20 protein-coding genes are annotated in these 25526 nt (G+C 39.0%); 17 read left to right on the plus strand and 3 right to left on the minus strand.

Going from position 1 to position 25526, the window contains the following annotated elements:
- The first annotated feature begins 17 nt into the window (after window positions 1-17).
- Window positions 18-701 (plus strand): outer membrane protein, encoded by a 684-nt coding sequence (locus DFR79_RS00570; protein WP_133513554.1) that lies wholly within the window; start codon window positions 18-20, stop codon window positions 699-701.
- 93 nt (window positions 702-794) lie between these two features.
- Here the strand turns inward: DFR79_RS00570 and DFR79_RS00575 are convergent, their stop codons facing one another.
- Together DFR79_RS00575 and DFR79_RS00580 are read right to left on the minus strand one after the other, a co-directional pair.
- Window positions 795-2510, minus strand: coding sequence for a methyl-accepting chemotaxis protein (locus DFR79_RS00575; RefSeq protein WP_243727669.1), 1716 nt, complete (start codon window positions 2508-2510; stop codon window positions 795-797).
- A gap of 240 nt (window positions 2511-2750) precedes the next feature.
- Window positions 2751-3443, minus strand: a complete 693-nt coding sequence (locus DFR79_RS00580; protein ID WP_133513555.1) for a cytochrome c biogenesis CcdA family protein — start codon at window positions 3441-3443, stop codon at window positions 2751-2753.
- Between the two features lie 162 nt (window positions 3444-3605).
- Between DFR79_RS00580 and DFR79_RS00585 the strand changes: the two genes are divergently transcribed.
- The 7 genes from DFR79_RS00585 (at window position 3606) to galU (ending at window position 13040) form a co-directional block, all read left to right on the plus strand.
- Window positions 3606-4592: a hypothetical protein gene (locus DFR79_RS00585; protein ID WP_133513556.1), complete on the plus strand. Its 987-nt coding sequence runs from the start codon at window positions 3606-3608 to the stop codon at window positions 4590-4592.
- A 16-nt stretch (window positions 4593-4608) separates the two neighbouring features.
- Window positions 4609-5541 carry a hypothetical protein gene (locus tag DFR79_RS00590; protein WP_133513557.1) on the plus strand — a complete coding sequence of 311 codons (933 nt, stop codon included), beginning with the start codon at window positions 4609-4611 and terminating at the stop codon, window positions 5539-5541.
- Between the two features lie 85 nt (window positions 5542-5626).
- A complete protein-coding gene (locus DFR79_RS00595) occupies window positions 5627-7399 on the plus strand; it encodes an LPS-assembly protein LptD (protein ID WP_243727670.1) in 1773 nt (590 codons plus the stop codon).
- A 105-nt stretch (window positions 7400-7504) separates the two neighbouring features.
- Entirely contained in the window at window positions 7505-8227 is a 723-nt protein-coding gene (locus tag DFR79_RS00600; protein ID WP_432207087.1) for a hypothetical protein, read from the plus strand.
- A gap of 110 nt (window positions 8228-8337) precedes the next feature.
- The gene (locus DFR79_RS00605; RefSeq protein WP_133513559.1) at window positions 8338-10083 is read left to right on the plus strand and encodes a phospho-sugar mutase; all 1746 of its coding nucleotides are present in this window, start codon (window positions 8338-8340) and stop codon (window positions 10081-10083) included.
- A gap of 126 nt (window positions 10084-10209) precedes the next feature.
- The gene (locus tag DFR79_RS00610) at window positions 10210-12090 is read left to right on the plus strand and encodes a patatin-like phospholipase family protein (protein ID WP_133513560.1); all 1881 of its coding nucleotides are present in this window, start codon (window positions 10210-10212) and stop codon (window positions 12088-12090) included.
- Between the two features lie 80 nt (window positions 12091-12170).
- Complete coding sequence (gene galU / locus DFR79_RS00615) at window positions 12171-13040, plus strand: UTP--glucose-1-phosphate uridylyltransferase GalU (RefSeq protein WP_133513561.1); 870 nt, start codon at window positions 12171-12173, stop codon at window positions 13038-13040.
- Window positions 13041-13046: 6 nt separating this feature from the next.
- Here the strand turns inward: galU and DFR79_RS00620 are convergent, their stop codons facing one another.
- Complete coding sequence (locus DFR79_RS00620; protein WP_133513562.1) at window positions 13047-14684, minus strand: radical SAM protein; 1638 nt, start codon at window positions 14682-14684, stop codon at window positions 13047-13049.
- Window positions 14685-14996: 312 nt separating this feature from the next.
- On the opposite strand from DFR79_RS00620, the gene DFR79_RS00625 reads away from it, so the two are divergent.
- From DFR79_RS00625 to prfB, 9 genes are all read left to right on the plus strand, one after another.
- Entirely contained in the window at window positions 14997-17186 is a 2190-nt protein-coding gene (locus DFR79_RS00625; protein ID WP_243727671.1) for a phosphodiester glycosidase family protein, read from the plus strand.
- A gap of 61 nt (window positions 17187-17247) precedes the next feature.
- Window positions 17248-17775: a hypothetical protein gene (locus tag DFR79_RS00630; RefSeq protein ID WP_133513563.1), complete on the plus strand. Its 528-nt coding sequence runs from the start codon at window positions 17248-17250 to the stop codon at window positions 17773-17775.
- Between the two features lie 9 nt (window positions 17776-17784).
- Entirely contained in the window at window positions 17785-18795 is a 1011-nt protein-coding gene (locus tag DFR79_RS00635; RefSeq protein ID WP_133513564.1) for a bifunctional heptose 7-phosphate kinase/heptose 1-phosphate adenyltransferase, read from the plus strand.
- On the plus strand, window positions 18785-19270 hold the full coding sequence (gene rfaE2, locus DFR79_RS00640) for a D-glycero-beta-D-manno-heptose 1-phosphate adenylyltransferase (protein ID WP_133513565.1): 486 nt from the start codon (window positions 18785-18787) through the stop codon (window positions 19268-19270). Before DFR79_RS00635 ends, rfaE2 begins: the two co-directional genes overlap by 11 nt.
- Before the next feature lie 126 nt (window positions 19271-19396).
- Window positions 19397-20023, plus strand: a complete 627-nt coding sequence (sigH, locus tag DFR79_RS00645) for an RNA polymerase sporulation sigma factor SigH (protein WP_133513566.1) — start codon at window positions 19397-19399, stop codon at window positions 20021-20023.
- Between the two features lie 2 nt (window positions 20024-20025).
- Window positions 20026-20772, plus strand: a complete 747-nt coding sequence (locus tag DFR79_RS00650; RefSeq protein ID WP_133513567.1) for a ComF family protein — start codon at window positions 20026-20028, stop codon at window positions 20770-20772.
- Between the two features lie 176 nt (window positions 20773-20948).
- Window positions 20949-21536 carry a ribosome hibernation-promoting factor, HPF/YfiA family gene (hpf, locus tag DFR79_RS00655; RefSeq protein ID WP_133513568.1) on the plus strand — a complete coding sequence of 196 codons (588 nt, stop codon included), beginning with the start codon at window positions 20949-20951 and terminating at the stop codon, window positions 21534-21536.
- Between the two features lie 315 nt (window positions 21537-21851).
- The gene (secA, locus tag DFR79_RS00660; protein ID WP_133513569.1) at window positions 21852-24419 is read left to right on the plus strand and encodes a preprotein translocase subunit SecA; all 2568 of its coding nucleotides are present in this window, start codon (window positions 21852-21854) and stop codon (window positions 24417-24419) included.
- A protein-coding gene (gene prfB / locus DFR79_RS00665) for a peptide chain release factor 2 (RefSeq protein WP_432207088.1) occupies window positions 24416-25526 on the plus strand; the annotation gives its coding sequence in 2 pieces (ribosomal slippage) (window positions 24416-24484 and window positions 24486-25526; 1110 coding nt in all). Before secA ends, prfB begins: the two co-directional genes overlap by 4 nt.

Raw genomic sequence — 25526 nt, forward strand, 5'->3', positions numbered from 1 at the left:
TAGGAGGAAATATAAAAATGAAGAATAAAATTATGGTGTTAATGATAGCTTTGATGTTGGTAGGACTTATGGCAGGTAATGCAGCAGCTGCTGAGTGGAAAGCAGTTGGTGGTATGGCAATTACTAATGTAACATTAGACAAATGGAATTCTACCATTGATGATTTGAATACACTAGTTGCGAGTGATTTTAAAGGTGCAATAGCAACAAGTAATATTGAAAAAATGGAAAATATTGATAGGGTTCCTATGATTTATGTGGGGGCTAAAAAAAGATTAAACAATAAATGGACTACAACTGTACAATATGAACGTATCTTTGGTGCAGTAGAAACAAACTTTGATTCTGCAGTGGGAAGTGGGTCTGCAGAGATAGATGTAGCTTTAAATGGAATTGGTATTCTTGCTGATTACAGTTTAAATCAAAGATGGTCTTTAGGTGGAGGAATAGCGTTTTATAAAGGTACTAAAGATAAAGATTTTGAAGGGCAGGCTTTTGCTGCTTCTGGCTTAGTAGATAAAGAAGTTGATTTAGATGCAGTTAGTTATCGTCTGGGGGTTGGTTATGAAAGATCTTTTGCTGATAACTGGGATTTTAATGCTGGTTTAGATTACTTATATCTTGAGATGGATGATGATGAAGAAGGCAACGTATACAGTAATGGATTTTCCTATACTGCAGGTTTAACATATAGCTTCTAAAATTAAATCTATTGAAAAAGAAACCCCATTCGAAATTAGAATGGGGTTTTTAAAAATAAATACTATTTAATTTTTAGCGAACAATAAATTTTTTTAGTTATTTTTCAGCTTAAACTGCTTAACCAGGTCAGAAAGTGTACTTGCTGTCTGAACAAGATCTTCTGAGGCCTGAGCAATAATCTTGGTTGATTTAGACTGTTCTTCACTGGCAGCAGCTACTCCTTCTGCATTGTGGGCAGCTTCTTCGCTTACAACTGCTATTTCTCTAACTGCAGACTTGGCAACTTCACTATTTTCATTCATCCGCTGACTCTGTCTTTCAATTTTGTGGATTAACTGATCAAGGTTTTCTGCCGCACTGATTATTTCTGTAAAAGCAGCAGAGGTTGTATTAATTTCTGTCACACTCTCTTTAACCTTGTTTTCGTTTTCATTCATTTTAGTTACAGTGTTTTTTACATCTTTTTGAATGGAGACAATTAAATTGGAGATATCTCCAGTAGCTGCAGCGGATTGCTCTGCCAGTTCTCTGATCTCATCGGCTACTACAGAAAATCCTCTTCCTGCTTCACCGGCTCTGGCTGCTTCGATGGCAGCATTTAAGGCCAGTAAATTTGTCTGGGCTGCAATGTTATTAATTAAATCAACAATCTCTCCAATTTTTTCGGAGGATTGGCCCAGGGAATCAATTACCTGTGAGGTTAAGCGGGTGTTTTCACTGACTTGCTTAAAACTCTGTTCAGAATTTTTAAGGGACTGATTACCTTCTTTAATGTTTTTCATCACATTTTTTGACTGTCCGGCCATCGACTCAGTATTATTGGAGACTTTAGTAATATCTTCCGCCAGAGTATCAATGATCGAAGATACTTCTTCTACCTGGGCGGATTGTTCTTCAGCCCCGGAAGCTATCTGCTGCACAGAATTTCCAATTTCATCGGCTGAGGCGGACAATTCCTCTCCTGTAGCAGTTAAATCCTGACTGGAACTGCTCAGCTCATCTACTGTATTATCAATCCCCAACATTACACTTTGTAAACTTTCTATCATTTTCTTAAATGAGCCTGCCAGTTTTCCGATTTCATCTTCCTTATTTAAATACTTATCTTTAATTTTTACTGCTAAATTTCCAGCTGCTATTTCTTCTGCATATGAACTTAAGTCTTTTAGGGGTTCTGTCATTTTAAGCACAAAAACAAAGATTAAAATGGAGATAATTAATCCAGAAATAAGAGCAAAGAGAGCTGTATTAACTGTAACTCCATTTACCATCTGGTTAACAAAGGCCATTGAGGTCCCAACAGACCAGATACCAATGATTTCGTTCTGAGCATTCCGAATTGGCTGGTAGGCTGTTTGAAAGAGTTTCCCTACAACGTTTGCTTCACCATGAAATTCTTTTCCCTGCCTGAGTACTACTTCTTTAACTTCCTCAGAAACCTGAGTCCCAACTGCTCGACTGCCGTCTACCATTACATTGGTTGCAACTCTGGTATCTCCGGCGAAAATAGTGACGATGTTTCCCTGAGTTAATTCTCCAATCCGATCAACTATTTCAAAGTTGCCATTTATTAAGGTTTCACCTTTATATAATTGATCTCCTCTTAATTCCCATTCTCCTGGATACTCGAGATCGATAATCTCATAACCAGTAGCTAAATCTGCATTTGCTTTAATTGTGGCTGCATTTTTTGCCTCTTCAGTTGAAACATCTCTGATGCGGTAAATAATGCCTCCTGTCATTAGTATAATCCCTGCAACAACTATCAATAATATTTTGTACTTGATTGATAAATTCTTGATTTTCATTTAATTCCTCCCATTATAGAATTTAGTGTAGTGGTCTTAACTACATTATCGACAAAATTCGATAAAAAGTAAATTCTAAATCGGGGCAATTTTGTCTCATAGTAATTGTTATCATTTAATATCTCTATTATACTCGCTTTCTTTACTGTTTAAACAGGGATTGTAGCTTTAAAATAAGTTATTTTATTCTCAAATAGAAAACAGAATTAATATAAGTTTTTAATGTTTAACAAAGTATTTTTATAATAAAATTCTGTTGATTACTTCCGGATAACCACTAACCATCAGCAGTCCAAAAATAATCAGCAGGGTACCAGTTATTTTATTTACCAGAGGTAGATATTTATTAAAAGCTTTTAACCTTGGAAGCAGATAGTCCATAAATAAAGCTGTGATAAAAAATGGAAGAGCCAGCCCAACTGCATAAATAAAAAGCAGCAGTCCCCCCTGAAAAATATTTTCCCTGGTGCTGGCGGTAATTAAAATTGAACTTAAAATTGGTCCAATACAGGGTGTCCAGCCCACTGCCAGAATTACTCCCATGCTAAAGGCTCTTAAATTTCCGGTCAGAGAATTGGGAAGCTCAAATTTCTTTTCTCGATAAAAATAATTAATTTCCAGGATTCCAGTTAAATGAAGACCAAAAATAATAATTACTGTGCCTCCAATCTGCATCAGTAAACGCTGGTTTCTAATTAAAAATTTGCCCAGAAAAGTAGCGGAAAGTCCCAGAAGAACAAAAATTACTGTAAAACCGGCAATAAAGCTCAGAGCAGTAATAATTATAGAAAGCTCATTTTTCTTTTCCTTTGCTTTAGCATAATCACCAACAAGATAGGAGAGGTAAGTTGGGATCAGCGGTAAAATACAGGGTGAAAAGAAAGATAATAGTCCTGCCGAAAGTGCTGCTATAAAGCTGAGATCTGCTGTCATTTGACCACCTCATTTTTGTTTTTGTTGATTAAATTATATAACACTATATCCAGATAGACAAATATAATATTTTGTAAAATAAAAGCGGGCACCATCTGGATTATTTGGCTTATATCTGTTATACTTATACTGTGTAACAAAAAAGAAAGGAGGCAGGGCAAGATGAAAAAAATATTTCTATTTTCTTTAATAATAATTATCTTATTTAGCTTTAGTGCTGCAGCTCAGGAAGCCGAGATTGCAGATCTCGAAAATGAAAACTTAGAAAATCTGGACCTGTCTCATGAAAAATCTTTTTCCGATTCAGCGAGGAAAGAACTGCTGGGGATTGCTTCTCAGTTCGAAAGTCCGACTGATATAGAAAATATTGAAATAGATAACAGCAGTTTTAATTTAACCGGAAATGGAACTCAGTCCAATCCAGGTTTACAGCTTTTATCTGATTTGAATTTTAATACAGCTTATAATGAAGAAATTATTGATGACAAAATAGTAAGTGAAACTCAGCTGCAGTTGGAATATGCAATTAACTCCCGTGCTTTAATTAGAGCCGGTTACAGTCTGGCCAATCGAGAATGGTGGGAGGTTCAGCGACCTCAAACTGAAGCGGAGGAGACTCTTCCGGAGCCGGAGTTAAGTATAAATAGTGCTCAGACACCAGAGATCACTAATAATTCAGAACGAGTATTTAAAGAGGAAAATGAGGTCAGCCGCAGCCTTGGATTGGCCTATCAGACCAGTGATCGTTTTACGGTGTCTGCTGACTTTATAGAAAATAATGATCTAAATAGTTTTAATAATGACCTTGATTTAAATGCGGACTCTACAGTTTTTGGTCTGCAGTATAAGGATCCACTGGGGACAATTAGAGCCAGTTATCAGGTTGATTTAAATGATGAGCTGACCCAGAGAATAACCGGAGTTGAGCTTGCTTTTGATAATCTGGCAACTTTCAGTGCTTCCTATAAACTATTGGATCCGTCGGATCTGGAGTCAAAACTAAAAGCACAGACTGCCTGGGATTTAGGACTGGGAGTTAATATAAATGAGAACTATGGTTTGAATCTTGGATATGAACTGATCCAGAATAAAGGTGAGGAAGAGGTTAGCGAAAGAAATATTAGCGCTTCTTTCGAAATAAATTTCTAAGGATGGTGTAGTTAATTTGTCATTAAAAATAAGAAACATTACAGTCTTGGTTATAGTATTTTCAATAATTTTAACACCGTTAATGCCCTTTTATCAGCTGCAGGCTGCCGGGATTATTCCCCTGGATGGACTGGCAGAAGCTGAAAAGCTTCTCTATGGCTCAGTCTCCAATGAACCTATCCTGGATCGGGTTGCTGCTGTGGAACAGAGTCTTTACCAGGCTAAACAGTCGGGTTCAATTGTTCAGAGAACAGAGAAAATAATTGCTGATCTTTTTGAAACAACTGAAAAATCTCCTTCTTTAGTTTTTCTTTTTAATACAGTCGAATGGGCTGTGAGTGGAGAAATTGGCAGTTCAAATCTGCTGCAGAGAATTAGCAACCTGGAGAAGATGGTCAGTGGGGAAGTAAATAAAGGTCCACTTAAAGAGCGGATCAAAAAAATTCACCAGTTAACAATTAGTGGTAAAGAGATGCCGGTTAAGCTGGTAGAAAGCAGGACTGATCAGCTAATTCGGATTGAATTACAGCAGGAAATTAATTCTGATACTGCCAGCAGAGGCGAAAAAATTTCTTATCAGGTAGTACAGGATGTAAAAATTGACAATGTTTTAATTATCCCTGCTGGAACTACTGGCGAACTTGAGGTTACGGAAATTAAGGAAGCCGGGAAAATGGGTCAGGATGGCGATATAAAAATTGGTTTTCCTGAATTGACAACGATTGATGGAACTTCGCTGGGAGTTGCCATTGAACAGGAGGCTCAGGAAGAAAATGAGTCACAGAAACTGGCTATTGGAGCCAGTGTTCTGGGAACTGCATTATTAGGTTTACCTGGAGTTGTTGTTGGCTATTTTGTTGAAGGTGAAGAAGAAACAATTCCTGCAGGTTCAGAACTGTATATTCAGGTTACTGAACGAAAAAAAGTCAGGGGTTTAGTTTTAGAATAAATTAGATCTAACCTGCCAGAAGGCGGGTTTTTTCGTATTTCAATAAATTATACTGGCAGAGATAAACTTTGAAGGAGTTAGTATTTTGCAGACTATCAAGAACAGCTTATTTCAGCTAAATAAATATGCAGTATTTATTCTGCTCTCTTTCTGCCTTCTTTTTGTTTTTAGTTTTAATGTAAAAGCAGCAGAATATACAGTTCGGGGAGAAGAAATAACCTTTATGCAGCAGTCCGGCCTGGTGATTTTTGAGGGTTCTCCTGTTTTTAAGACTGCTGATTTCACTCTGAGAGCTGATAAATTTGAGCTTGATACTCAAAAAAATGAGCTGAAGGCTTTTAATAAAGTAGTGATCGAGTCAGAAAAAGATGACCTGCGGGGAGAAAGACTGGTTTATAATTATGAGACAGAAACGGGAACTCTTTATGGGGCAGAGGGTAGTGTCGGGGAAATTAATTTTTCTGCTGCCAGACTTAATATTTTGTCAACCTCTCCCGCTGCAGGAACTATGCAGTCAGCGGTTATTACTCCCTGTATTCGCAGAGAGCCGCATTATCATCTTGAGGCAAAAGAAGTTCGAATCAATCCCGATAATACAATAACCTTTCACCATATTGTTCCTCATATAGCGGGGATTCCTGTTTTTTATCTTCCCTATTATTCAGTCACCTATGACCCAGATGGGGAAGATGGCGAAAAACTCCAGGATGCTTTTCCTGTCCCCCAGTTTGGCTATGATGAGCGGGGAATGACAGTTGAGTTTTCCTATCCCTATCAGATTGGCAGCAAAAACAGCGGCAAAATTTATTACTGGAAAGCAGGTTCCGGGGTAGAACGGGATGAAACCCGGGAATTTGTTAATAATCACCAAATTACTGCTGATTTGAGCTTCAAAAATCGTTATTATTACCTTTATGATTATGATTTTGAGGATGAGGAGTTAGATGATGAGGAGGAAGAGTTTAGTACTTCTCTGCTTTATACTCCCGGTAATTTGAGTCTGGAAACAGGACTGCTCAGGGATCTTTTGCCTGAGGAAGCTGTGGATAGATATTTTGTAGATGCAGATTACCGTTTTGATAATGGTTTAAAGACGGGAGTCCGGAAGGAATATGATCCTGAACTGAGGGATATTGTTAAAACAGTTTATACAGCTGGTTATACTTTTGAGACTGGAGTTAGAGCTTCTTTAAGACAGGAATATGATAGGGAAGAATTAATCAAAGAAAAATATAATTTAAGCCACAGTCAGACAGCGGTCAACTGGAATCTTAAATATGTAGATGGAGAAGATTACAATTACTATCCCTATCTTGATCTTTCTTTTCCGGCAGTTTATTCTTTTAAGGCCTCAGTTGGAACCGGTCGGGTAGAAAATGGTGGAGTAGAATTAAATAAACATAGATTCAATTTAAACTATAATAACAGCTGGCAGCTGCCGGCAGGATTTTCCTATCATTTGAGCTATAATTATCGTCTGGATCACTACCGCAGCGGCTATGATCAGAACTATCACTTCTCTGTTTTAAATACTGGATTTCGCTATCACAGGAATTTAAGTGATAAATTACTGCTGCAGTCCGGTCTTTTTTATAAAAAGGACACTGTTCGCGGTCAGTCACCATTACCCGATGATCGAGAAGAGGAAGAGCGGCTGCTCAATCCATCTCTCTCACTTTCTATTGCTGGGGATTATCCACAGTCGGTCTGGTCCATTGAAAGTGATGGCAGTTATGATTTAGAAAACGAAGAATGGGATGAGATTAATCTACGCCTGCGCAAAAAAGAGGACTGTTTTGATTTTTTTATAGGCTATGAGTTTGTAGATCAGAGTATCAATTTTGGTTTTTCAATTTAAACTGACTGTATTAATTCTGCTCAGGCAAAGGTTAATAGGATTGGATGAATTTTCATAAAATCGCAGAACTTTTTCCTTTTGTCATGATAAGATAAAAGAAAAAGGATGATTTTTGTGAAAAAGAGTACATCATTTATTTTAACTGTCTCTATTAATTTGACTCTGATCTATTTGATTATCCTCTTAATTATCTTCAGTCTTTTTTCGACTCCAGCTGCAGCTAAAAACTACCAGCCGGAAATCAGCGGCAGTTTTGAAAGCGGAGATAAGCTGTATACTGACCCCGGGATTTTGGAAGGCGATGAGGATCAAGTAGTGGACTATTACCGCTATGATAAGCAGTGGCTGCGCTATAGACAGCAGCTTGCGGTGGGCGAATATTATTATCTTAAAGTTCAGCGGCAGCAGAGGATTTATGAGCAGAGTGAAACCTATGACAATTTAAATTTAGAAACAGAAGCCAATTATACCTTTTATCTGAATGATAAACTGCGCAGCAGGTTTAAGCTGCTGCTGCGGGATAAGGACTATCTGGAAGCAGAAAGCAAGGATTATCAGCTGGCCAGACTGCAGTATACCTTACAGTATGAGTTAAACGAAAAACATGATTATGAGCTTATACTCCAGCGGCAGTGGACTGAATATGAGATTACACCCGAAGATGATTACCGTTTAAATCGCATTTCATTAAAATGGGGCTGGGATTTAAGTGAGAGACTTGACCTGGATACTAAAATCCAGTTTGACCAGCAGCTTAACGATCAGAACTCTGGCAGAACAGATAAGAGCGGCCGTAAAATTTCATTTAAATTTAGATATAAACTCTAATTTTTCTTAATTCTTTAAAAACTTTATAATAAAAATTATTTGTGATATAATATTTTCAATGAGTATAACAAATAATTTAGATCGTTTATCAACAAAGGAGTTGATCAATTTTGAGTTATATGTCCAGATATCGCGATTGGCTTGTAAGTGATTATTTTGATGAAGAAACTAAACAGGAACTGGAAGCCATTCAGGATGATGAAGCAGAAATTGAAGATCGTTTTTATAAAAATATGGATTTTGGTACAGGTGGTATGAGAGGTAAAATGGGTGCTGGAACCAATAGAATCAATAAATATGTGATTCGGAAAGCAACCCAGGGGCTGGCAAATTATATTATTAACTACAGTGATGATGGTCAGGAAAAAGGGGTAGTAATTGCCTATGATTCCAGACATAACTCACCAGAATTTTCACTGGAGGCAGCACTTGTACTGGCAGCAAATGGAATCAAGACTTATTTGTTTACCGGAATGAGAGCCACTCCGGAACTTTCGTATGCAGTTAGAGAACTAAATGCAATTGGGGGAATTGTTGTAACTGCAAGCCATAATCCACCGGAATATAATGGGTATAAAGTCTACTGGGAAGATGGTGGACAGGTAGTTCCCGGGCAGGCCAGAGATATTATTGCCGAAATTGAGGAAATCGATGATTTTTCCATTGTTAAAACAATGGATGAGATGGAGGCCGTAAATGAAGGACTGCTTAATTATATTGGGGCTGAGATTGACGAAAGTTATCAAAAAACTTTAATTGATATTTTACCAGATACAGAATTAGCATTAGAGAAGGGCAGCAATTTAGCAGTAGTTTATACTCCACTACATGGAACTGGAAGTACAATTGTCCCCCAGCTTTTAAGTGAACTGGGTTTTTCTAATTTACATGTTGTGCCGGAACAGGCAGATGGAGATCCTGATTTTTCTACTGTGGAGAGTCCTAATCCTGAAGACAGAGAAGCCTTTGAACTTGCTTTAAAACTGGCCGAAAAAAAAGACGCTGATTTAATTATCGCAACTGATCCTGATTGTGATCGGATGGCACCTGCAGTTAAAGATGCTGAGGGTAATTATCAGTTTTTAAATGGAAATGAAACTGGCGTCTTATTTGCTGATTTCCTTTTACGAGAGGCTAAAGCAGCAGGTAATCTACCGGATAATGGGGTAATTATAAAATCAATTGTGTCTACAGATATGGTTTTAGATATTGCAGCTGATTATGGGGTAGAGGTGCTTGATGTTTTAACAGGGTTTAAATTTATCGGAGAAAAAATTACTGAATTTGAAAAAACAGGTGAAAAAGAATTTATTCTGGGCTTTGAAGAAAGTCTTGGTTATTTAATTGGTAAACATGCTCGTGATAAAGATGCAGCTGCTGCAGCCGGACTTGCTGCGGTTATGGCCTTAAAATATAAGGAAGAAGGAGTAAATCTGCTTCAGCGTCTGGCAGAATTACGAGAAAAATATGGCTACTTCCTCGAAGATTTAGAATCAATTCGGCTGGAAGGTAAAGAGGGACAGGAAGTCATTACTAAAACCATTGCCAGCCTCAGGGAAGAAAGCCCCGAGAAAATTGCTGGTCGTCAGGTTAAGGTAGCTAAAGACTTCAAACTGGCTAAAACCACTTATTTAGAAGAAGATAGAGAGGAAGAAATTAAACTTCCCAAATCCAATGTCCTGCAGTATTTACTCGAAGGTGATGCTAAACTGACAATTAGACCTTCAGGTACTGAGCCAAAACTTAAATTTTATTTTGCGGTACGCGAAAAAGATCAGGCAGCTGCAGAATCTGAATTAGCAGAATTTAAAGAAAAACTGATGGCAGAAGTGGAAGAGATAATGGATGATTTTTAATTTAGTTATAGAACAATAGATTTAAGCTGGCTAATAAAATAACTGGCAGAATCGCAAAAAACAAAAGGGAGGCGCTGCCTCCCTTTACTGCATTATTGGTCTTTCCTGTAAAAATGAGGTGTTATTATGAAAAAACATTTTTTGATTTTAACATTATTTATTATTTTCACCACTGTTTTTGGCTGCAGCAGTTCTCTGGCGGCTGAAGTGACTCCACCTGCCGGAGCTGATGCTGTGAATTTAACAAATATTGCCTTTGATGGTGAGAGTTATCTGGTAGAAAACTATCAGGAATTCAAAAATAGAATAGAAAGTCAAAAACAGCCCACTGTAGCTCTTGCTTTATCTGGAGGAGGAGCCAGAGCAATTGCCAATCTGGGAGTAATTAAAGCTCTGGTAGAAAATGATATTCCAATTGATCTGATGACCGGAACCAGTATGGGAGCAATCATTGCTACACTTTACGGCAGTGGACTTTCTGTTTCTCAAATGGAAGAAATTGTGACAGATACTCCTTTTGCCAGTCTTTTTAATTTTGGTGGAGGGGCTTTACTCAACAGTGAAAAAGTAAATATTTTTCTGGAGGCGGTTGCACCTCGAAAACGTCTGGAGAATTTTCTGATTCCTACAGCTCAGCTTAGTTTTGATCTGGCTTCAGGGAAAAAATATCTGGCAACACAGGGAGAAATTTCAGAAGTGCTGCAGGCATCTTATTCTATTCCGGGATATTTTCCTATTCACTCTCGAGAGGGGCATTATTTTATGGATGCGGGTGTGCTGGAGTCGACTCCTGCTAAATCAGCAGCTTTACTGGGAGCAGATTTTGTGATTGCAACTCACACTCCAGAAGGCAGCAGTAATTATGATTATGGTAGTGCTTTTCAGTCAGCCAATCGGTTTTTAGAAATTATTCAGAGTAGATATTCCGGCCAGATTCTGGAAAGATACGCCGACTTTATTATTACCGCCGATGTAAAAAATTATTCTTTTATGGACTTTAATTATGCCACCAGACTTGTAGAAATCGGTTATCAGGAAACTATAAGCAGGATCCCCGAATTAAAAAGGGCACTGAAAAAAGAAAACATTTCTCTTCGTGACCCGGAAGCAAGAAAAAAATACAATCTTGATGATGAATTACGGGATCTGGAATATAACCGCTTAATTGTCAAGGAAAGTGAGATCAGTCCTTTGATTTATTATGGTCGTGATTTTTCGCCTTTTAATCAGGATTTATTCAGGACACCCCTCAATAAATTTCAATTTGGAGTAGAATTTCATCACAATAAACTGAGATTATCTTTTCTGGGGGCTGACAGCTGGTCAGAGGGTTATACAGCTGCTCTCAGAGTCAAAAAGCTGACAGATAGTATTGATTTTTATTTAAAATATAAAAATGACTATGATTCTGCTGCAGATGATGATTATGAGGCTGAACTCAAATATTTTGGCAGACGTTTTAACTTCTCTGGAGGTTACGGCAGCCGCAGCGGTAAAGAATATTATCTTTTAGGAAATGATTTTCGCTATTTAGGTGAAAATTTTCAGTGGCAGTCAGAAAATGATCTTTTCTTAACTAGAGAGGAAGGAAATCTGAATCTTTTGAGTTCCCAGCTAATCAATTATGATTTTACAAAAGCGTGGAGCATCGGAACTGAAGTGGTCTACAACAGCAGTGATTTTGTGGAATCTCCACTTATCTATCGCGGCCAGGAACTTGCAGAAAATACTGACCTACAGGCTTCGTTAAATTTTAATTATAATTATAATCTGCAGCTTCCTGTCCAGCTTTTAAACTTTCTGCAGCTGACTGATATCGGTGGTTATTTATTTGTTGATTACTATAATGATCAGGAGCAAAATCAGGAAGGGTTGGCTGTTGGTCCGGCTTTTAATTCCCGACTTTACCTGCTGGGACTTAAACCCGTAGAACTTGAGCTGTTTGCGGCCCATGATTTTGAGATTGAAGATCAGCGTTATGGACTGCAGTTTTCCTATAGTTTTTAACATTTATAAAATTTAATGTTATAATGTTAGTGAGGATAAATTTTTGCTTGATCAAAGGATATTATATGAGGAGTGATAATATGAAAATTAAAAAAGCGGTAATTCCAGCAGCCGGCTGGGGGACCAGGTTATTACCTGCAACCAAAGCTCAGCCCAAGGAAATGCTGCCCATTGTAGATAAGCCAGCTATTCAGTATATCGTTGAGGAAGCTGTTGCAGCAGGAATTGAAGATATTTTAATTATTACCTCCAAAGATAAACAGAGTATTGAAGATCACTTTGATATATCTCAGGCTCTGGAGGATGCTCTGGAAAAACAGGGTAAAACTGAGCTTTTAGAAATGGTACAGGATATCTCGGAGATGATTACCATTCACTCAGTCAGACAGAAAGAACAAAAAGGACTGGGTCATGCGATCTATTGTGCTAAAACTTTTGTCGGGGATGATCCATTTGCAGTTTTGCTGGGTGATGATATAATTCATTCCGAAAAACCTGTTATCCAGCAGATGATAGAGATCTATGAGGAAAAAGAAGCACCAATTTTGGGCTGTAAAACCGTACCCGAAAAGGATGTCAGTAAATATGGAATTGTTAATTACAGCCGCCGGGATGGAGATGTTTATAAAGTTGAAGATATGGTCGAGAAACCTTCTGCTGCAGAAGCCCCCTCCAACCTTGGGATTTTAGGCCGTTACATTATCACCCCGGAAATTTTTGATATTTTAGAAAACACCCCTCCGGGAAAAGGAGGAGAAATCCAGCTGACTGATGCCTTAAAAACTATGCTCGATCAAAGGGAAGTTTTTGGATATGATTTTGAGGGTAAGCGTTATGATGTTGGCAACAAAATGGGCTTTTTAAAGACTACAGTCGAGCTGGCTCTGGCCAGGGAAGACCTGGGACCTGAATTTAAACAGTACTTAAAAGATTTAACTGAAGATTTTTAGATAAGTTTAGAATTTGAAAAATTGAGCAAGAGTTTCCTGATCAAAATCTGGAGTCAGAAGGGTTTTCAATTCTTCTATATTTTCAGGTTTTTCCAGAATAAGTCGGGAGGCTCTTTTGCTTCCTATACCCGGTATGGCTTCCAGCTCTTTTTTGCTTAAATCGCTAAATTTCTGGGGCCATTTTAAGGCGGTGATGGAGCGGTAACCGTGATCCACAACTTTTGCTTTTTTAAAAAAGTCAGCTGGCTGGTCGATTACTGCAGTTAAAATAGGATAGGTTCCCAGCTGGCGGCAGTAGTTGAGACTTCCTTTTTTCTTTTCCGAATAAAGATCAGTTAAAATAACACCCCGGGGAAATACTTTTTTCAGCATCTGATGGTTGATTCTTTTATTTATTTTTTCTTTATATTTTTTAAATTCTCCCTGAGAGTATTTTACTTCGGGATAGCTGCCCAGGCGGACAACCTGACGGATATTGATCCTTCTGAGCAGCAGATCATCAGTAAGTAATTTTTTGAGAAATTGATAGTTGTGCTTTAGAGTTTTCTTGCTTTCCCCGATCAGTCCGTGCAGAAAGTTGAGGCCGGGCAGTAATTTGGGGATTCCATTTTCCCTTCTGCCCCCAATTTCGTTCATTAATTTGATGGCAAAATAATTTTCCTGGCTGCTGCTGTCTATATTGTTTTTCTTTAGAACCTCAGGGTCAGCAGATTCGAGGCCAAAGGCTGCAGTATCACCGGCAGTATTATATTTGCTAATTATTTCTATAATCTCAGCTGCTTTTTCGGGATGGCGGGCAATTTCGGCCGGATTCATATTATCCATATGCAGCACCTTTAGCCCGGGATCAGCCTGACGGATCCCCTGATAAAGTTCTCTAACTTGAGCCGGATTTAAGCTGAAGCTGCCATTGTCCTCTACAGCTCCATAGAGCAGGAGGTCAGTCTGACTGCCCAGGCGGAAGTGGTGGATTCCGGCTGCTGCCAGTGCTTTAACCTCAGCTGCTACTGCTTCCGGACTGCGGCTGTAGCTTAGTTTCTTTAATCGTTCACTGCAGAAAGCACAGTGACTTAAGCGGGGACAGCCTCTAAATGTTTCTAACTCAGCCACTATTTTTGGATAATTGGGATGTCTTGTGAGCAGAGATGCACCGCTTAAGGCAAATTGATTGATATATTTTTCGATTTGTGGGGGCGAAATTTCTATTTCATTTAGACGTTCAAAGATATCAACTGCAGCAATTTCTGCTGTCAGAATATCATAATCATCCTTAAATTTAGCTTTCATTTTTTCTATTAAAGTTATCGGACCCCCCAGAACCTTGGTTGGATAAAATACTTTTTGGCCGATTTCCTTAATTTCTGCGGCTGTGGCAGGCTGACCGCCGAGATAGTGACCGGGGACTGTGGTACCGGCTATCAAAATTACTATATCTTCAGCTTCCATTTTTTTGAGTTCATTTTCTTTATTGGCTCTAAAATTATCAATGCTTAAGTAACTAAGATTATCCGGGTTAATTCCTGATTCAAGTAAGGCTCCCCAGAGATAACGAATATGGGGTGAAACATAGGGAGGAACCCCCAGGCAGGAAGGTTCATCTAAATAGCCATCGATCACAGTAATTTTTAACTGGGTATTTTTCATGACAAATTCCTTTCTAAGATATTGATTTGCTGTTTTAAGTTCTCAAAAAGAATTTAAAAGAGCAGATTATTGTTCGATAATTGTTCTATAATTGGAGTTAAATAAGTATTTATTGTGATTTATAACTTTATTATAACATAAAGCTCAATTTTACGAAAAATACGGGGATAAATCAGAATTTAAAGCAGGATTTGGGAGATTGAGATAAAATATATATAAGTAGAGAAAAAAGTGGTGGTTAATGGATTTGAAAATACTGCTGGAGTAATTATTATTTGATTATTTATAACTATTTAAATGGAGATGAAAATTGTGCCTAAACTGAAAATGTTCATTCCAAAAATTTTATCTTTTGTTTTAGCTATTTTAATTTTGACTGCCCTACCGGTTTCAGCAGAATTTTATAAGCTGGGACTTGTTGATTTTGTCCAGGGAGAACATCAGATAACAGTGCCTATTTTTTCTCCAGCCAGAGAAATTCCTATCACAGCTGAGGCGGATACTATTTTAATGGCTGCCGGGGCTGAGGATTTTAAACTGGAAGCAGGTAAAGAATATTATATCACTCAGGGAGCTTTTAAAAAACAGCCGGAGCTAAAAAATTCTCAAGTTGAGGCAAAAAGCGGCTGGGGAGTTCAGATTATGGCCAGCTCTTCTGAGGAAAATGCCCTGGAGTATAAAAAGCAGGCAGCAGCAGATTTTAAGGAACAGATAGTTGTTAAAAAAGAGGCAGGGCTGTTTAAGGTTCTGGTCGGTGCTTTTAAAAAGCACAAAGAAGCCGGGAAACTGCAGCAGCGGCTGCAGGAAGCAGGTTATAAGGGCTGGGTGCGAGAATTTGAATTTCTGAGTGAAAAAACAGAGCTGGCTCCGGAGAAGGCTGAGGCGCCAGCTGCTTTCAGCCCCGAAAGTCAGGTAATTGGAGAAGGTCTTAACTTTTATAATTCTGAAGGTGAAAAATTAAGAGAGGCCCATGTTTTTAAAATAAAGGGGCAATTTGAAGCTGCCGGCAAAAAAATGCAGGGAGAATATCAGTTTGGACCGATCGGCAACTCGGTTTTATTTAGTTATAAAACTGATCTGGAGGACTTAACTGCTCATTTGCTGCAGAGTTCCTTTAATCCAGGTGCTCCCACAGCTGCTTTAAAAGCTCAGGCTGTGCTTTATAGAACCGAGCTTCTTTATCAACTGGAAACCCAGGGCGCCCGTCTGGAAAATATGAATGGTTTAAATTTTGGTAGATTGAGTCCTGTTTTTAAAGAAGCTGCAGCGGCAACAGAAGCTCAGGTCTTAATTAGAGATGATGAGTTTTATTATAATAATGATTTTTCTTTTAAGGAGATCAGCAGACCCCGGGTCGGGATTGTGCCTCTGGCTCAGGCAGATTATGATTACCGGGAAATTATTAGTTATTATTATGAGCGAGCAGAGCTGGCAGAACTGACTGAATTGGTGGATAGTGAGCTTAAATTTACTGCCAGAATTGAGAGAGGGCTGCAATTTAAAGAGATCAGGCAGATGAGCTGGTCAGGTCCCCGGGTAATAACCGTTATTGACTATGACCTTTCAGCTGACAAATTAAAACTGAAGCCGGTACTTGCCCGGGGTGTTGTGCCAGGGCGAGAAGATCTGGCAGAGATTATTCGAAATAATTCCGCTCTGGCTGGAGTTAACGGTGGTTATTTTCATTACAGTGGTAGGCCGCTGGGTTTACTCTACCTGAATGGTATGCTGGTCAGTGAGCCGCTCTATAATAGAACTTCACTTCTGATCCACCAGAACCAGAAAATCTCTTTTGCTCAGGTAGACTGGAAAGGTGAGTTTAAGGTTGCTGAGCTTGCGCGTTCTTTTAATATAAACGGAGTTAACAGACCAGTTGGAGCTGAGGAAACAGTAGTTTTTAACAGTTATTTTGGAGCCCGCATGCCTGCTCTCAAAAAAGGTTATTATGATATTGTGGTCCGCTCAGGCGAAATTCTGGGTGTAGAAACAGAAGCCGGAGTAAAAACTCCTATCCCACCTGATGGCTATCTTATTCGGGTTGGTTCTAAAGAAAGTGAATTGATTAATGTGATTCCGGAGTTGAAGGGAAAGACCGCTGAGCTAAAACATAATTTTTCACCGGATTTAGAGGCGAAAAATATTGTCCATGCAGTCGGTGGAGGTCCCAGGCTCCTGGCTGATGGAGAAATTAAGATTACAGGAAAAGAAGAGAAATTTCAGCCTGATATTCTAAACGGGAGAGCCCCAAGAACTGCCCTGGGTTTAACAGCAGATAATCATCTGCTGATGCTGACTATTGACGGCAGACAGGCAGATTTTAGTATTGGAATGACTCTCCAGGAAACTGCTGAGCTATTAAAAAATCTGGGTGCAGTGGAGGCCATGAATCTTGATGGTGGGGCTTCTGCCAGGATGGTAATCAGGGGTTTTACAATGAACAGCCCCAGCGCTGAGAGGCTTATTTCCAATGGAGTGATAGTCAATAATAGTGATATTGAATAAGAAAGAATAAAAAATTTAAGTTGCAATTTATTAAATAAGATACTAGATGAGGAGAGATAAAATGTATAAAAAAACAATTACACTGATGATCACAGCCGCAATTATTTTCGCATCCTTTTCGGCAGCCAGCGCAGTTGAGCTGCAGTCGGTTAATTATTTAATTTCTGGAGATTCGATGGAAATTGATACTCTGCAGTTGGAACCAAAATTTAGATTTAAGGGAGGACAGCAGGGTAAATTGAATTTAGCTTTTGATGGTGATCAATTCCATATTGGGGGCGATATAGGTTTAAATATGGTGGCCCAGAACGAGTTTAGAATGGATCTTCATTTAATGCTGACCGATGAAGTTGACAGCCAGAATTTCGGAAAAAGTGTGGGAATTTCAGCCGTAACTTTAAATTCTGATTTGAATTTTTTCTGGCAGACCTATTATTTTGTTGATGATAATCTGGATGATCATGCTTATTATCGTGGTGGAGCAAGATACAAGATTGGTCCCCGCAGTGATTTTGAACTAAGTATTGGTAATCAGTACTGGGATTTAAGCAATAAAGTAATAAATCTCGGAATCAGCTATCAGATGTAGGGGGAAGTCATGGAAAACTATCAGGCAGAGGAATTAGTAAAATATATTAAAAAATTTGCAGAAAAAAGAATAATGGTTCTGGGAGATTTAATTGCTGATAAATTTATTATCGCTGATCCGGAAAGACTGTCCCGGGAAGCTCCGGTTTTAATTTTAAAACATCAGCAGGAAAAAACTCTTCCCGGTGGGGGAGCAAATGCGGCGGCCAATATTGCCAGCCTGGGAGCTGAGGTAGATTTATTGGGTGTTGTCGGTGATGATCTGGCTGCAGAAGCTTTAAAAGAAGAGCTTAATCAGCGTCAGATTATTACTGCCGGGATTTTTAAAGATGCCAGCCGCCCTACTGCCGAAAAAACCAGAATTCTGGCCGGTGGAGATCAGATAGTCCGCCAGCAGGTAGTCAGGGTAGATAAGGTTAAAAGTTTTGACATCAGCAGCAGTCTGAGAGAAAAATTACTTTCCTATTTAAAAGAAAATATTGCTCAGAGTGATGCTGTTCTCTTTTCGGATTATGGGAATGGGATCTTTAATCAAAATACTACTACAGATTTTGTTCAGACTGCAGCTGCCGCTGACAAAAATTCGGCTGTGGACAGCCGCTATCAGCTGGGTCAGTTTAAGGGTGCTGTAATTGCAACTCCCAACCTGGAGGAAGCTTCTGCAATTTATGGAGAAGAATTAAGAAGCCAGGCTGAGGTAGAAAAAGCAGGACTGAAAATGAGAAAAGACCTGGAATTACAATATCTGCTGATAACTCAGGGTGGAGACGGGATGAGCCTTTTTGCTCCGGGAGATAAGATTGACCATATACCTGCTGCTAATTTTACAGAAGTTTTTGATGTGACAGGTGCCGGAGATACGGTTGTGGGTACGCTAATCCTGGCTCTGGCAGCAGGAGCACCGGTAGAGATTGCAATTAGAATTGCCAATTATGCGGCCGGAATTGTTGTCCGCAAAAGTGGTGTGGCTTCAGTTACAGCAGCAGAACTAATCAGGGAAGTGAATAAAAATGACAGCTAAGATAATGGATTTAGAAGCTTTGAAAAAAGAAATTGAAACTAAAAAAGAGGCAGGAGAGCTGATAGTTTTTACCAATGGCTGTTTTGATCTCCTGCATGTAGGACATATTCGCTATTTAAAAAAAGCCGCTTCTCTGGGGGACAGGCTGGTGCTGGCTGTAAACAGTGACAGTTCTGTTAAAGAACTGAAGGGAAAAGCGCGGCCCTTTGTGCCCGAAAATGAAAGGCTGGAGATGCTTGCTGCTTTAGAGATGGTTGATTATTTAATTCTATTTTCAGAAATTGACGCCAGACAGCTGCTGGAAGAAATCGAACCGCAGATTTATGTTAAGGGTGGAGATTACAGAATTGAAGACCTGCCTGAAGCAGAAACAGTTTACAACTACGGTGGGAAAATAGTATTGGTAACAGAAGTTAAAGGAAAATCAACAACAAATATAATCAAAAAGATAAGGCAGAGTAAAGATGAAAAATAGTCAGCTGCAAATTCTTATTCTGCTGACCCTCTTACTTTTAGGTGTGACAATGCTGGAATTAGGAATTTCATTTCAGGATTTGATGAGTTTTTGAGGGAAAACTGAGACCAGGATGGGGGGATATTCTTGTTTAAAGAGAAGGAAGAAGAAGAGATTATAGAGATGGCCCAGGCTGGAAATGACTTTGCAATAGAATATCTAATAGATCAAAATATGGACATAGTCTATGCCAAGGCCCGATTCTTTTTTATCAAAGGTCTGGACCGGGATGATGTGATTCAGGAAGGAAGAGTTGGTTTATATAAGGCAATCAGAGATTTCAAGGAAGATAAAGGAGCCTCATTTAGAGGTTTTTCTCAACTCTGTGTGCACAGACAGCTGGTATCGGCAATTAAAAAGGCAAATAGACAGAAGCATATGCCTTTAAATACCTCTGCTTCTCTGGATAAGAGTCTGGACTATGGAAATGAAACAGGAAGAACTTTTAATGAAATTTTACCTGATGAAGGAGAAAACCTGGAGAAAAAATTTATCTGTCAGGAAACTTTAACAACAATTATGGATGAGCTTTCGGAAGAATTAACAGATCTTGAGTGGAATGTGTTTATGCTTTATCTGGACAGCAAATCCTATCAGGAAATATCTGATGATCTCGATATTAATGTTAAAACTGTTGATAATGCTCTACAGCGGGCAAGAAAGAAGATTGATGATCTTAAAGAGCACTACAACCTCAAAGGAGTTGTTAATTAAAGTTGAAAGTACTGGATATTTTAAAAGATTTAGTTTATCCCGAAAAACCTGTCTGTCTTGCCTGTGGAAGAAGACATGATCATTCGGAAATTGAAGGGATTTGTGAACGCTGTCTGGCCCGGTTTTCTTTTATTACCGATGCCTGTCCTGTCTGTGGGAGAGAGGTCATTCCAGCAGCTCTGATTGAGGGTCAGCCCTGTCCGGAATGTCAGGAGGAGAGGCCTCCCTATAATTTTGCCCGCAGTGTATTTACCTATTCCGGCTATGCAAGAGAAGTGCTCTTAGAATACAAATATGGGCACCGGCCAGATCTGGCAGAACCATTTTCGCAGATGTTATTTCTCTACTATGATGAATATTTTAAAGATCAGGAGATTGATTATCTGATTCCGGTCCCGATGCACGGGGATCGAAAAACTTACCGCGGCTACAATCAGGCTGCAAGACTGGCTCAGGCACTTTCTAAAAAAATAAATATCGAATATAAAGATGTTCTTTTGAGAGTCAAAAATTCACTTCCCCTTTATACCTTAACTAAAAAGGCCAGAAAACTGGAGCTGGAGGGAGCTTTTGAGTTAAAAGAGGATGTTGATTCTTCTATTTTTACGGATAAGAATATTTTAATCATTGATGATATAATTACAACCGGTACAACTTCTTCCGAAATTTCTCATTTTGTTTTAAAGGAAATGGGAGCTGCTGGTGTTTATGTACTGACAACTGCCTCGGTGCCGGTGAAAACTGACTAACTTTTTTAACCCCGGCGAGAAAAATGACTCCGGCCTGGGAGAGGGTGTTCATCAGATTAAAAACAAATTAAGTTTTCTAATAATTAAATTTTTAAGCAGGAATTAATCTCACTTTGTAGAATAATATAATATACAGAGAAACATATAATAATAGATGTAAGAGAGGAGTGAGCTTCATGAAAATTATGACTTATGGTAAAAACATTGATATTACCCCAGCTTTAAAGGAGCACGCAGAGGAGAAGGTGCAGAAGAAGCTAGACAAGTATTTTGATGGAGAGCCGCTGGAAGTTCAGATCTCAATGGAAGTAGAAAAGGAAAGACATATTGTTGAAGTTACCGCTTTTATTAAAGGTTTAATTTTAAGAGGAGAAGAAGTTTCCGATGATATGTATACTTCTATCGATGGTGTGATGGATAAACTCGAGCATCAGATGAGAAAGTACAAATCTAAACTTCATAATAGATATATTGAGAGAAAACAGGAATACAAAGAAGAATATAAGAAAAAAAGGAAGGAACAGGTTTTAAATCATCAGCTGGGAAATGACGAAGAAAATGTGGAGACAGATGAGTTTGAGCCCCAGGTGGTTAGAACTAAAAGTTTCCCGATGAAACCAATGAAGGTAGAAGAAGCCTGTATGCAGATGGATCTTATCGGACACAGCTTCTTTGTTTTTTTAAATGCTGATACAGAAAAAACCAATGTAGTTTACAAACGGAATGATGGGAACTACGGTTTGATAGAACCAACCTTTGGTTAATAGCTGAGAAGTAATTTTAAGTTTGATCTTTTAAATATAATTTAGTTGAATAAGTTTGAATTCAGAGGGGTGCTCTTAACGGAGTGTCCCTTTTTTATTTATATTATGTTATATATTTCACTAGTATCAGATACAAAACGGCCGTTTGTATCTGATACCTAAGGTTTTTAATCTGCCTTTAATTGAGTTTTAAACCTTAAGATGATATAATTACTTTGATTGAGATAGTGAAAATGAAATAAATTAATAAAATGGCTGAAACTATTAAAATAAGATTAAAAATTATTAGGTCTTAAACCTTAGGGAGGAAGATAAATGTTTGAGTTCCTCAAGAACTTATTTAAAGATGCAAATGAAAAAGAACTGGAAAAATTAGAACCAATTGTAGAGCAAATTAATTCGCTGGAGCCTGAGATGCAGCTTTTAAGTGATCAGGAATTAAAGGCAAAAACAGAAGAATTTAAAAATAGACATCAAAATGGTGAGAGTCTGGACGATCTTTTAGTGGAGGCTTTTGCTGTCGTGCGGGAGGCTTCGCAGAGGGCAACAGAAGCTGGATTTCGGCATTATGATGTTCAGCTGATTGGGGGTATTGTACTTCATCAGGGCAAAATAGCAGAGATGAAAACCGGTGAAGGTAAAACTCTGGCCGCAACTCTGCCTGTTTATTTAAATGCCCTGACAGGTAAAGGTGTCCATGTAGTAACTGTTAACGACTATCTGGCCGAAAGAGATAGTGAATGGATGGGCCAGATTTATCGTTTTTTGGGAATGTCAGTCGGTGTAATTTTAAGCGGCATGACTCCTGCTGAGAGACGGGAGGCCTATAACTGTGATATTACCTATGGTACCAATAATGAGTTTGGATTTGATTATCTGCGGGATAACATGGCCTATAAGGAAGAAGATCTGGTGCAGCGGGAACACCACTACGCAATTTTAGATGAGGTTGACAGTATTTTAATTGATGAGGCCCGGACCCCCCTTATTATTTCGGGACCGGTCCAGGAAAAAAGTTCAGATTACCGCAAGTTTAATCGAGTAATTCCTGCTTTAAAACGGGAAGAAGATTATGAGATTGATGAGAAAAATAAGCTGGTAACTTTAACTGAAGCTGGAGTAGAAAAAGCAGAGAAAAAATTGAAGGTAGATAATCTGTATTCAGAAGAAAACTTTAAGCTCAATCATCAGTTAAATCAGGCCTTAAAAGCTCATACCTTAATGAAAAAAGACAGAGATTATATTGTTAAAGACGGAGCGGTAAAAATTGTGGATGAATTTACCGGCCGGGTAATGGAAGGCCGCCGCTACAGTGAGGGTCTGCATCAGGCTATTGAGGCTAAAGAAGGGGTAGAGGTCCAGAAAGGAAGTCAGACCTTTGCCAAAATCACCCTGCAGAACTTTTTTAGAATGTATGATAAACTGTCCGGAATGACTGGTACTGCCGAAACTGAAGAAGAAGAATTTATTAAAATTTACGATATGCCGGTTGTGGTTGTTCCGACAAATGAGCCGATGATTAGAGATGATCTGCCTGATCTGGTATTTACCAATAAAGAGGCTAAATATAAAAATGTGATTGGAGAAATTAAAAGATTATACGAAAAAGGTCAGCCGGTACTGGTCGGTACAGCTGATATAGAAAATTCCGAAATGCTGAGTCGGGAACTGAAAAGAGTAAGTGTACCACACGAAGTTCTAAATGCGAAAAACCATGAACGAGAAGCGGAAATCATAAAAGATGCCGGACAGAAAAAAAGTGTAACCATTGCGACCAACATGGCCGGTCGGGGTACCGACATTGTTTTAGGTGAAGGTGTTGTAGAACTCGGTGGTCTCCATGTTTTAGGTACTGAGCGGCACGAAAGTCGTCGGATTGACAATCAGCTGCGTGGTCGTGCTGGTCGTCAGGGAGATCCAGGGTCTTCACAGTTTTATGTATCACTAGAAGATGATCTTTTAAGGCTCTTTGGTTCCGATAAAATCAATGGTATTCTGGATAAACTGGGTGTGGATGAAGACCAGCCGGTTGAGCACAAGATGATATCTAATTCAATTGAGCGGGCCCAGCAGAAAGTCGAAAGCCGCAACTTTGATATCAGAAAAGCAATTTTAGAATATGATGATGTCTTAAATAAACAGCGGGAAGTTATTTATGGACAGCGTAAAACCCTGCTGACCACAGAAGAACTGGAAGAAAAGATTGCCGGGATGCTCGAACAGCTCCTGGGAGATGTAATGGAGATGTTTATTTCCGAAGATTTACACCCTGATGAATGGGATTTAGAGGGAATGCTCGAGTATTTACATGGAATTGGACTGGCCCGAGATGTCGAAACTGCTGAGATTAAAGGTCAGGAGCGGTCTGAGATCAAAGAAAAAATTACTCTCAGTTCTCTTGCTTCCTATCAATCCAAGCGGGAAAAGATTGATTCTGAGCGCTTTAATAAAATAATCAAATTCCTGGCACTAAGGGTAATTGACCGTAAGTGGATGACTCACCTTGATAATATGGATGAGCTGAGACAGGGAATTGGACTGAGAGCTGTTGGTCAAAAAGATCCGCTGACAGAGTATAAATTCGAATCTTTTGATATGTTTAACGAACTGACATCTTCCATCAGAGAAGATATTGTAGAAACCGCCTTTAAGGTTGAAGTTGAAGAAAGAGAAAATATGCCCAGCCAGCAGATTAATCAGCGTCAGCTGAATTATTCTTCGCCGGAGGCTGCTTTAGAAGGTCAGGCAAAAGGTAATGATAAAAGTAATGCTGGTGACGGCAGTATTGGTCAGGCAACTGTTGTTAAGGAAGAAGAACCCGGACGTAATGATCCCTGTCCCTGCGGCAGTGGTAAAAAATATAAAAAGTGTTGTGGGAGATGATTGTAGTGAATAATAATTTTAAAGAACATTTTTCAGAGTTAAAAGATAGATTTCAGGATTTGAGTGATTTACTTTGACCGGGAAAGACTGCTGCAGAACAAAAAAGAGATAGAAGCAGAGATGGCAGCGGGTGGATTCTGGGATGATAAGGAAAATGCACGTCATAAATCACAGAAGCTGGATCGGATCAAAAAACGCATGCAGGTTATCAATCAGCTGGAAGAAAAATTTGAAGAAGCTGAAGTTTATTTTGAGCTGGCAGCAGAGGAAGATGAAAGCTTAGCCAGTGAACTTAGAGTGACTTTAACTGAGCTGGAAAAAGAGCTCGAAAAACTTGAGCTTAAGCTGCGCCTGAATGAACCCTATGATGATCATAATGCAATTCTTTCTATTCATCCCGGGGCCGGAGGTACTGAATCTCAGGACTGGGCTCAGATGCTGCTTCGAATGTACAGCCGCTGGGCAGAGTCAAATGGATATCAACTGCAGACTCTAGATTTTAATCCGGGAGAAGAAGCCGGAATTAAAAGTGTGACCCTGATGATCAGTGGGGATTATGCCTATGGTTATTTAAAAGGAGAAAAAGGGGTGCACCGTCTGGTTAGAATCTCTCCTTTTGATTCCTCAGGCCGGAGACATACTTCTTTTGCTTCGGTTGATGTCATGCCGGAGATTGATGATGATATAGAGGTTGATATTGATGAAAGCGACTTAAAAATAGATACCTATCGGGCAAGTGGGGCCGGAGGTCAGCATGTAAATAAAACTGATTCCGCAGTCCGGATTACCCACCAACCGACCGGGGTTGTGGTTCAGTGTCAGAATGAACGTTCACAGCATAAAAACAAGGCAACTGCAATGAAAATCTTAACTTCCAAACTGCTGGAGCTGAAAGAAGAAGCTCAGGCCGAAAAGATTGATGAATTAGGTGGAGAGCACAAAGAAATTGCCTGGGGAAGCCAGATTCGCTCCTATGTTTTTCATCCTTATAATCTGATTAAAGATCACCGGACTGATTTTGAAGAGGGTAATATTGATAAGGTGATGGATGGTTATCTGGATGAATTTATAGAAGCCTATTTAAAATATAAAAGTTCAAGGCAATAA

It is taken from the genome of Halanaerobium saccharolyticum, assembly GCF_004362045.1.
Taxonomy (GTDB): Bacteria; Bacillota; Halanaerobiia; order Halanaerobiales; family Halanaerobiaceae; genus Halanaerobium; species Halanaerobium saccharolyticum_C.

Coding starts and splice junctions, on each gene's coding strand:
- DFR79_RS00570 (WP_133513554.1), top strand. CDS start 18: ATGAAGAATAAAATTATGGTGTTAATGATAGCTTTGATGTTGGTAGGA.
- DFR79_RS00575 (WP_243727669.1), bottom strand. CDS start 2,510: ATGAAAATCAAGAATTTATCAATCAAGTACAAAATATTATTGATAGTT.
- DFR79_RS00580 (WP_133513555.1), bottom strand. CDS start 3,443: ATGACAGCAGATCTCAGCTTTATAGCAGCACTTTCGGCAGGACTATTA.
- DFR79_RS00585 (WP_133513556.1), top strand. CDS start 3,606: ATGAAAAAAATATTTCTATTTTCTTTAATAATAATTATCTTATTTAGC.
- DFR79_RS00600 (WP_432207087.1), top strand. CDS start 7,505: ATGATTTTTGTGAAAAAGAGTACATCATTTATTTTAACTGTCTCTATT.
- DFR79_RS00610 (WP_133513560.1), top strand. CDS start 10,210: ATGAAAAAACATTTTTTGATTTTAACATTATTTATTATTTTCACCACT.
- galU (WP_133513561.1), top strand. CDS start 12,171: ATGAAAATTAAAAAAGCGGTAATTCCAGCAGCCGGCTGGGGGACCAGG.
- DFR79_RS00620 (WP_133513562.1), bottom strand. CDS start 14,684: ATGAAAAATACCCAGTTAAAAATTACTGTGATCGATGGCTATTTAGAT.
- DFR79_RS00630 (WP_133513563.1), top strand. CDS start 17,248: ATGTATAAAAAAACAATTACACTGATGATCACAGCCGCAATTATTTTC.
- DFR79_RS00635 (WP_133513564.1), top strand. CDS start 17,785: ATGGAAAACTATCAGGCAGAGGAATTAGTAAAATATATTAAAAAATTT.
- rfaE2 (WP_133513565.1), top strand. CDS start 18,785: ATGACAGCTAAGATAATGGATTTAGAAGCTTTGAAAAAAGAAATTGAA.
- hpf (WP_133513568.1), top strand. CDS start 20,949: ATGAAAATTATGACTTATGGTAAAAACATTGATATTACCCCAGCTTTA.
- secA (WP_133513569.1), top strand. CDS start 21,852: ATGTTTGAGTTCCTCAAGAACTTATTTAAAGATGCAAATGAAAAAGAA.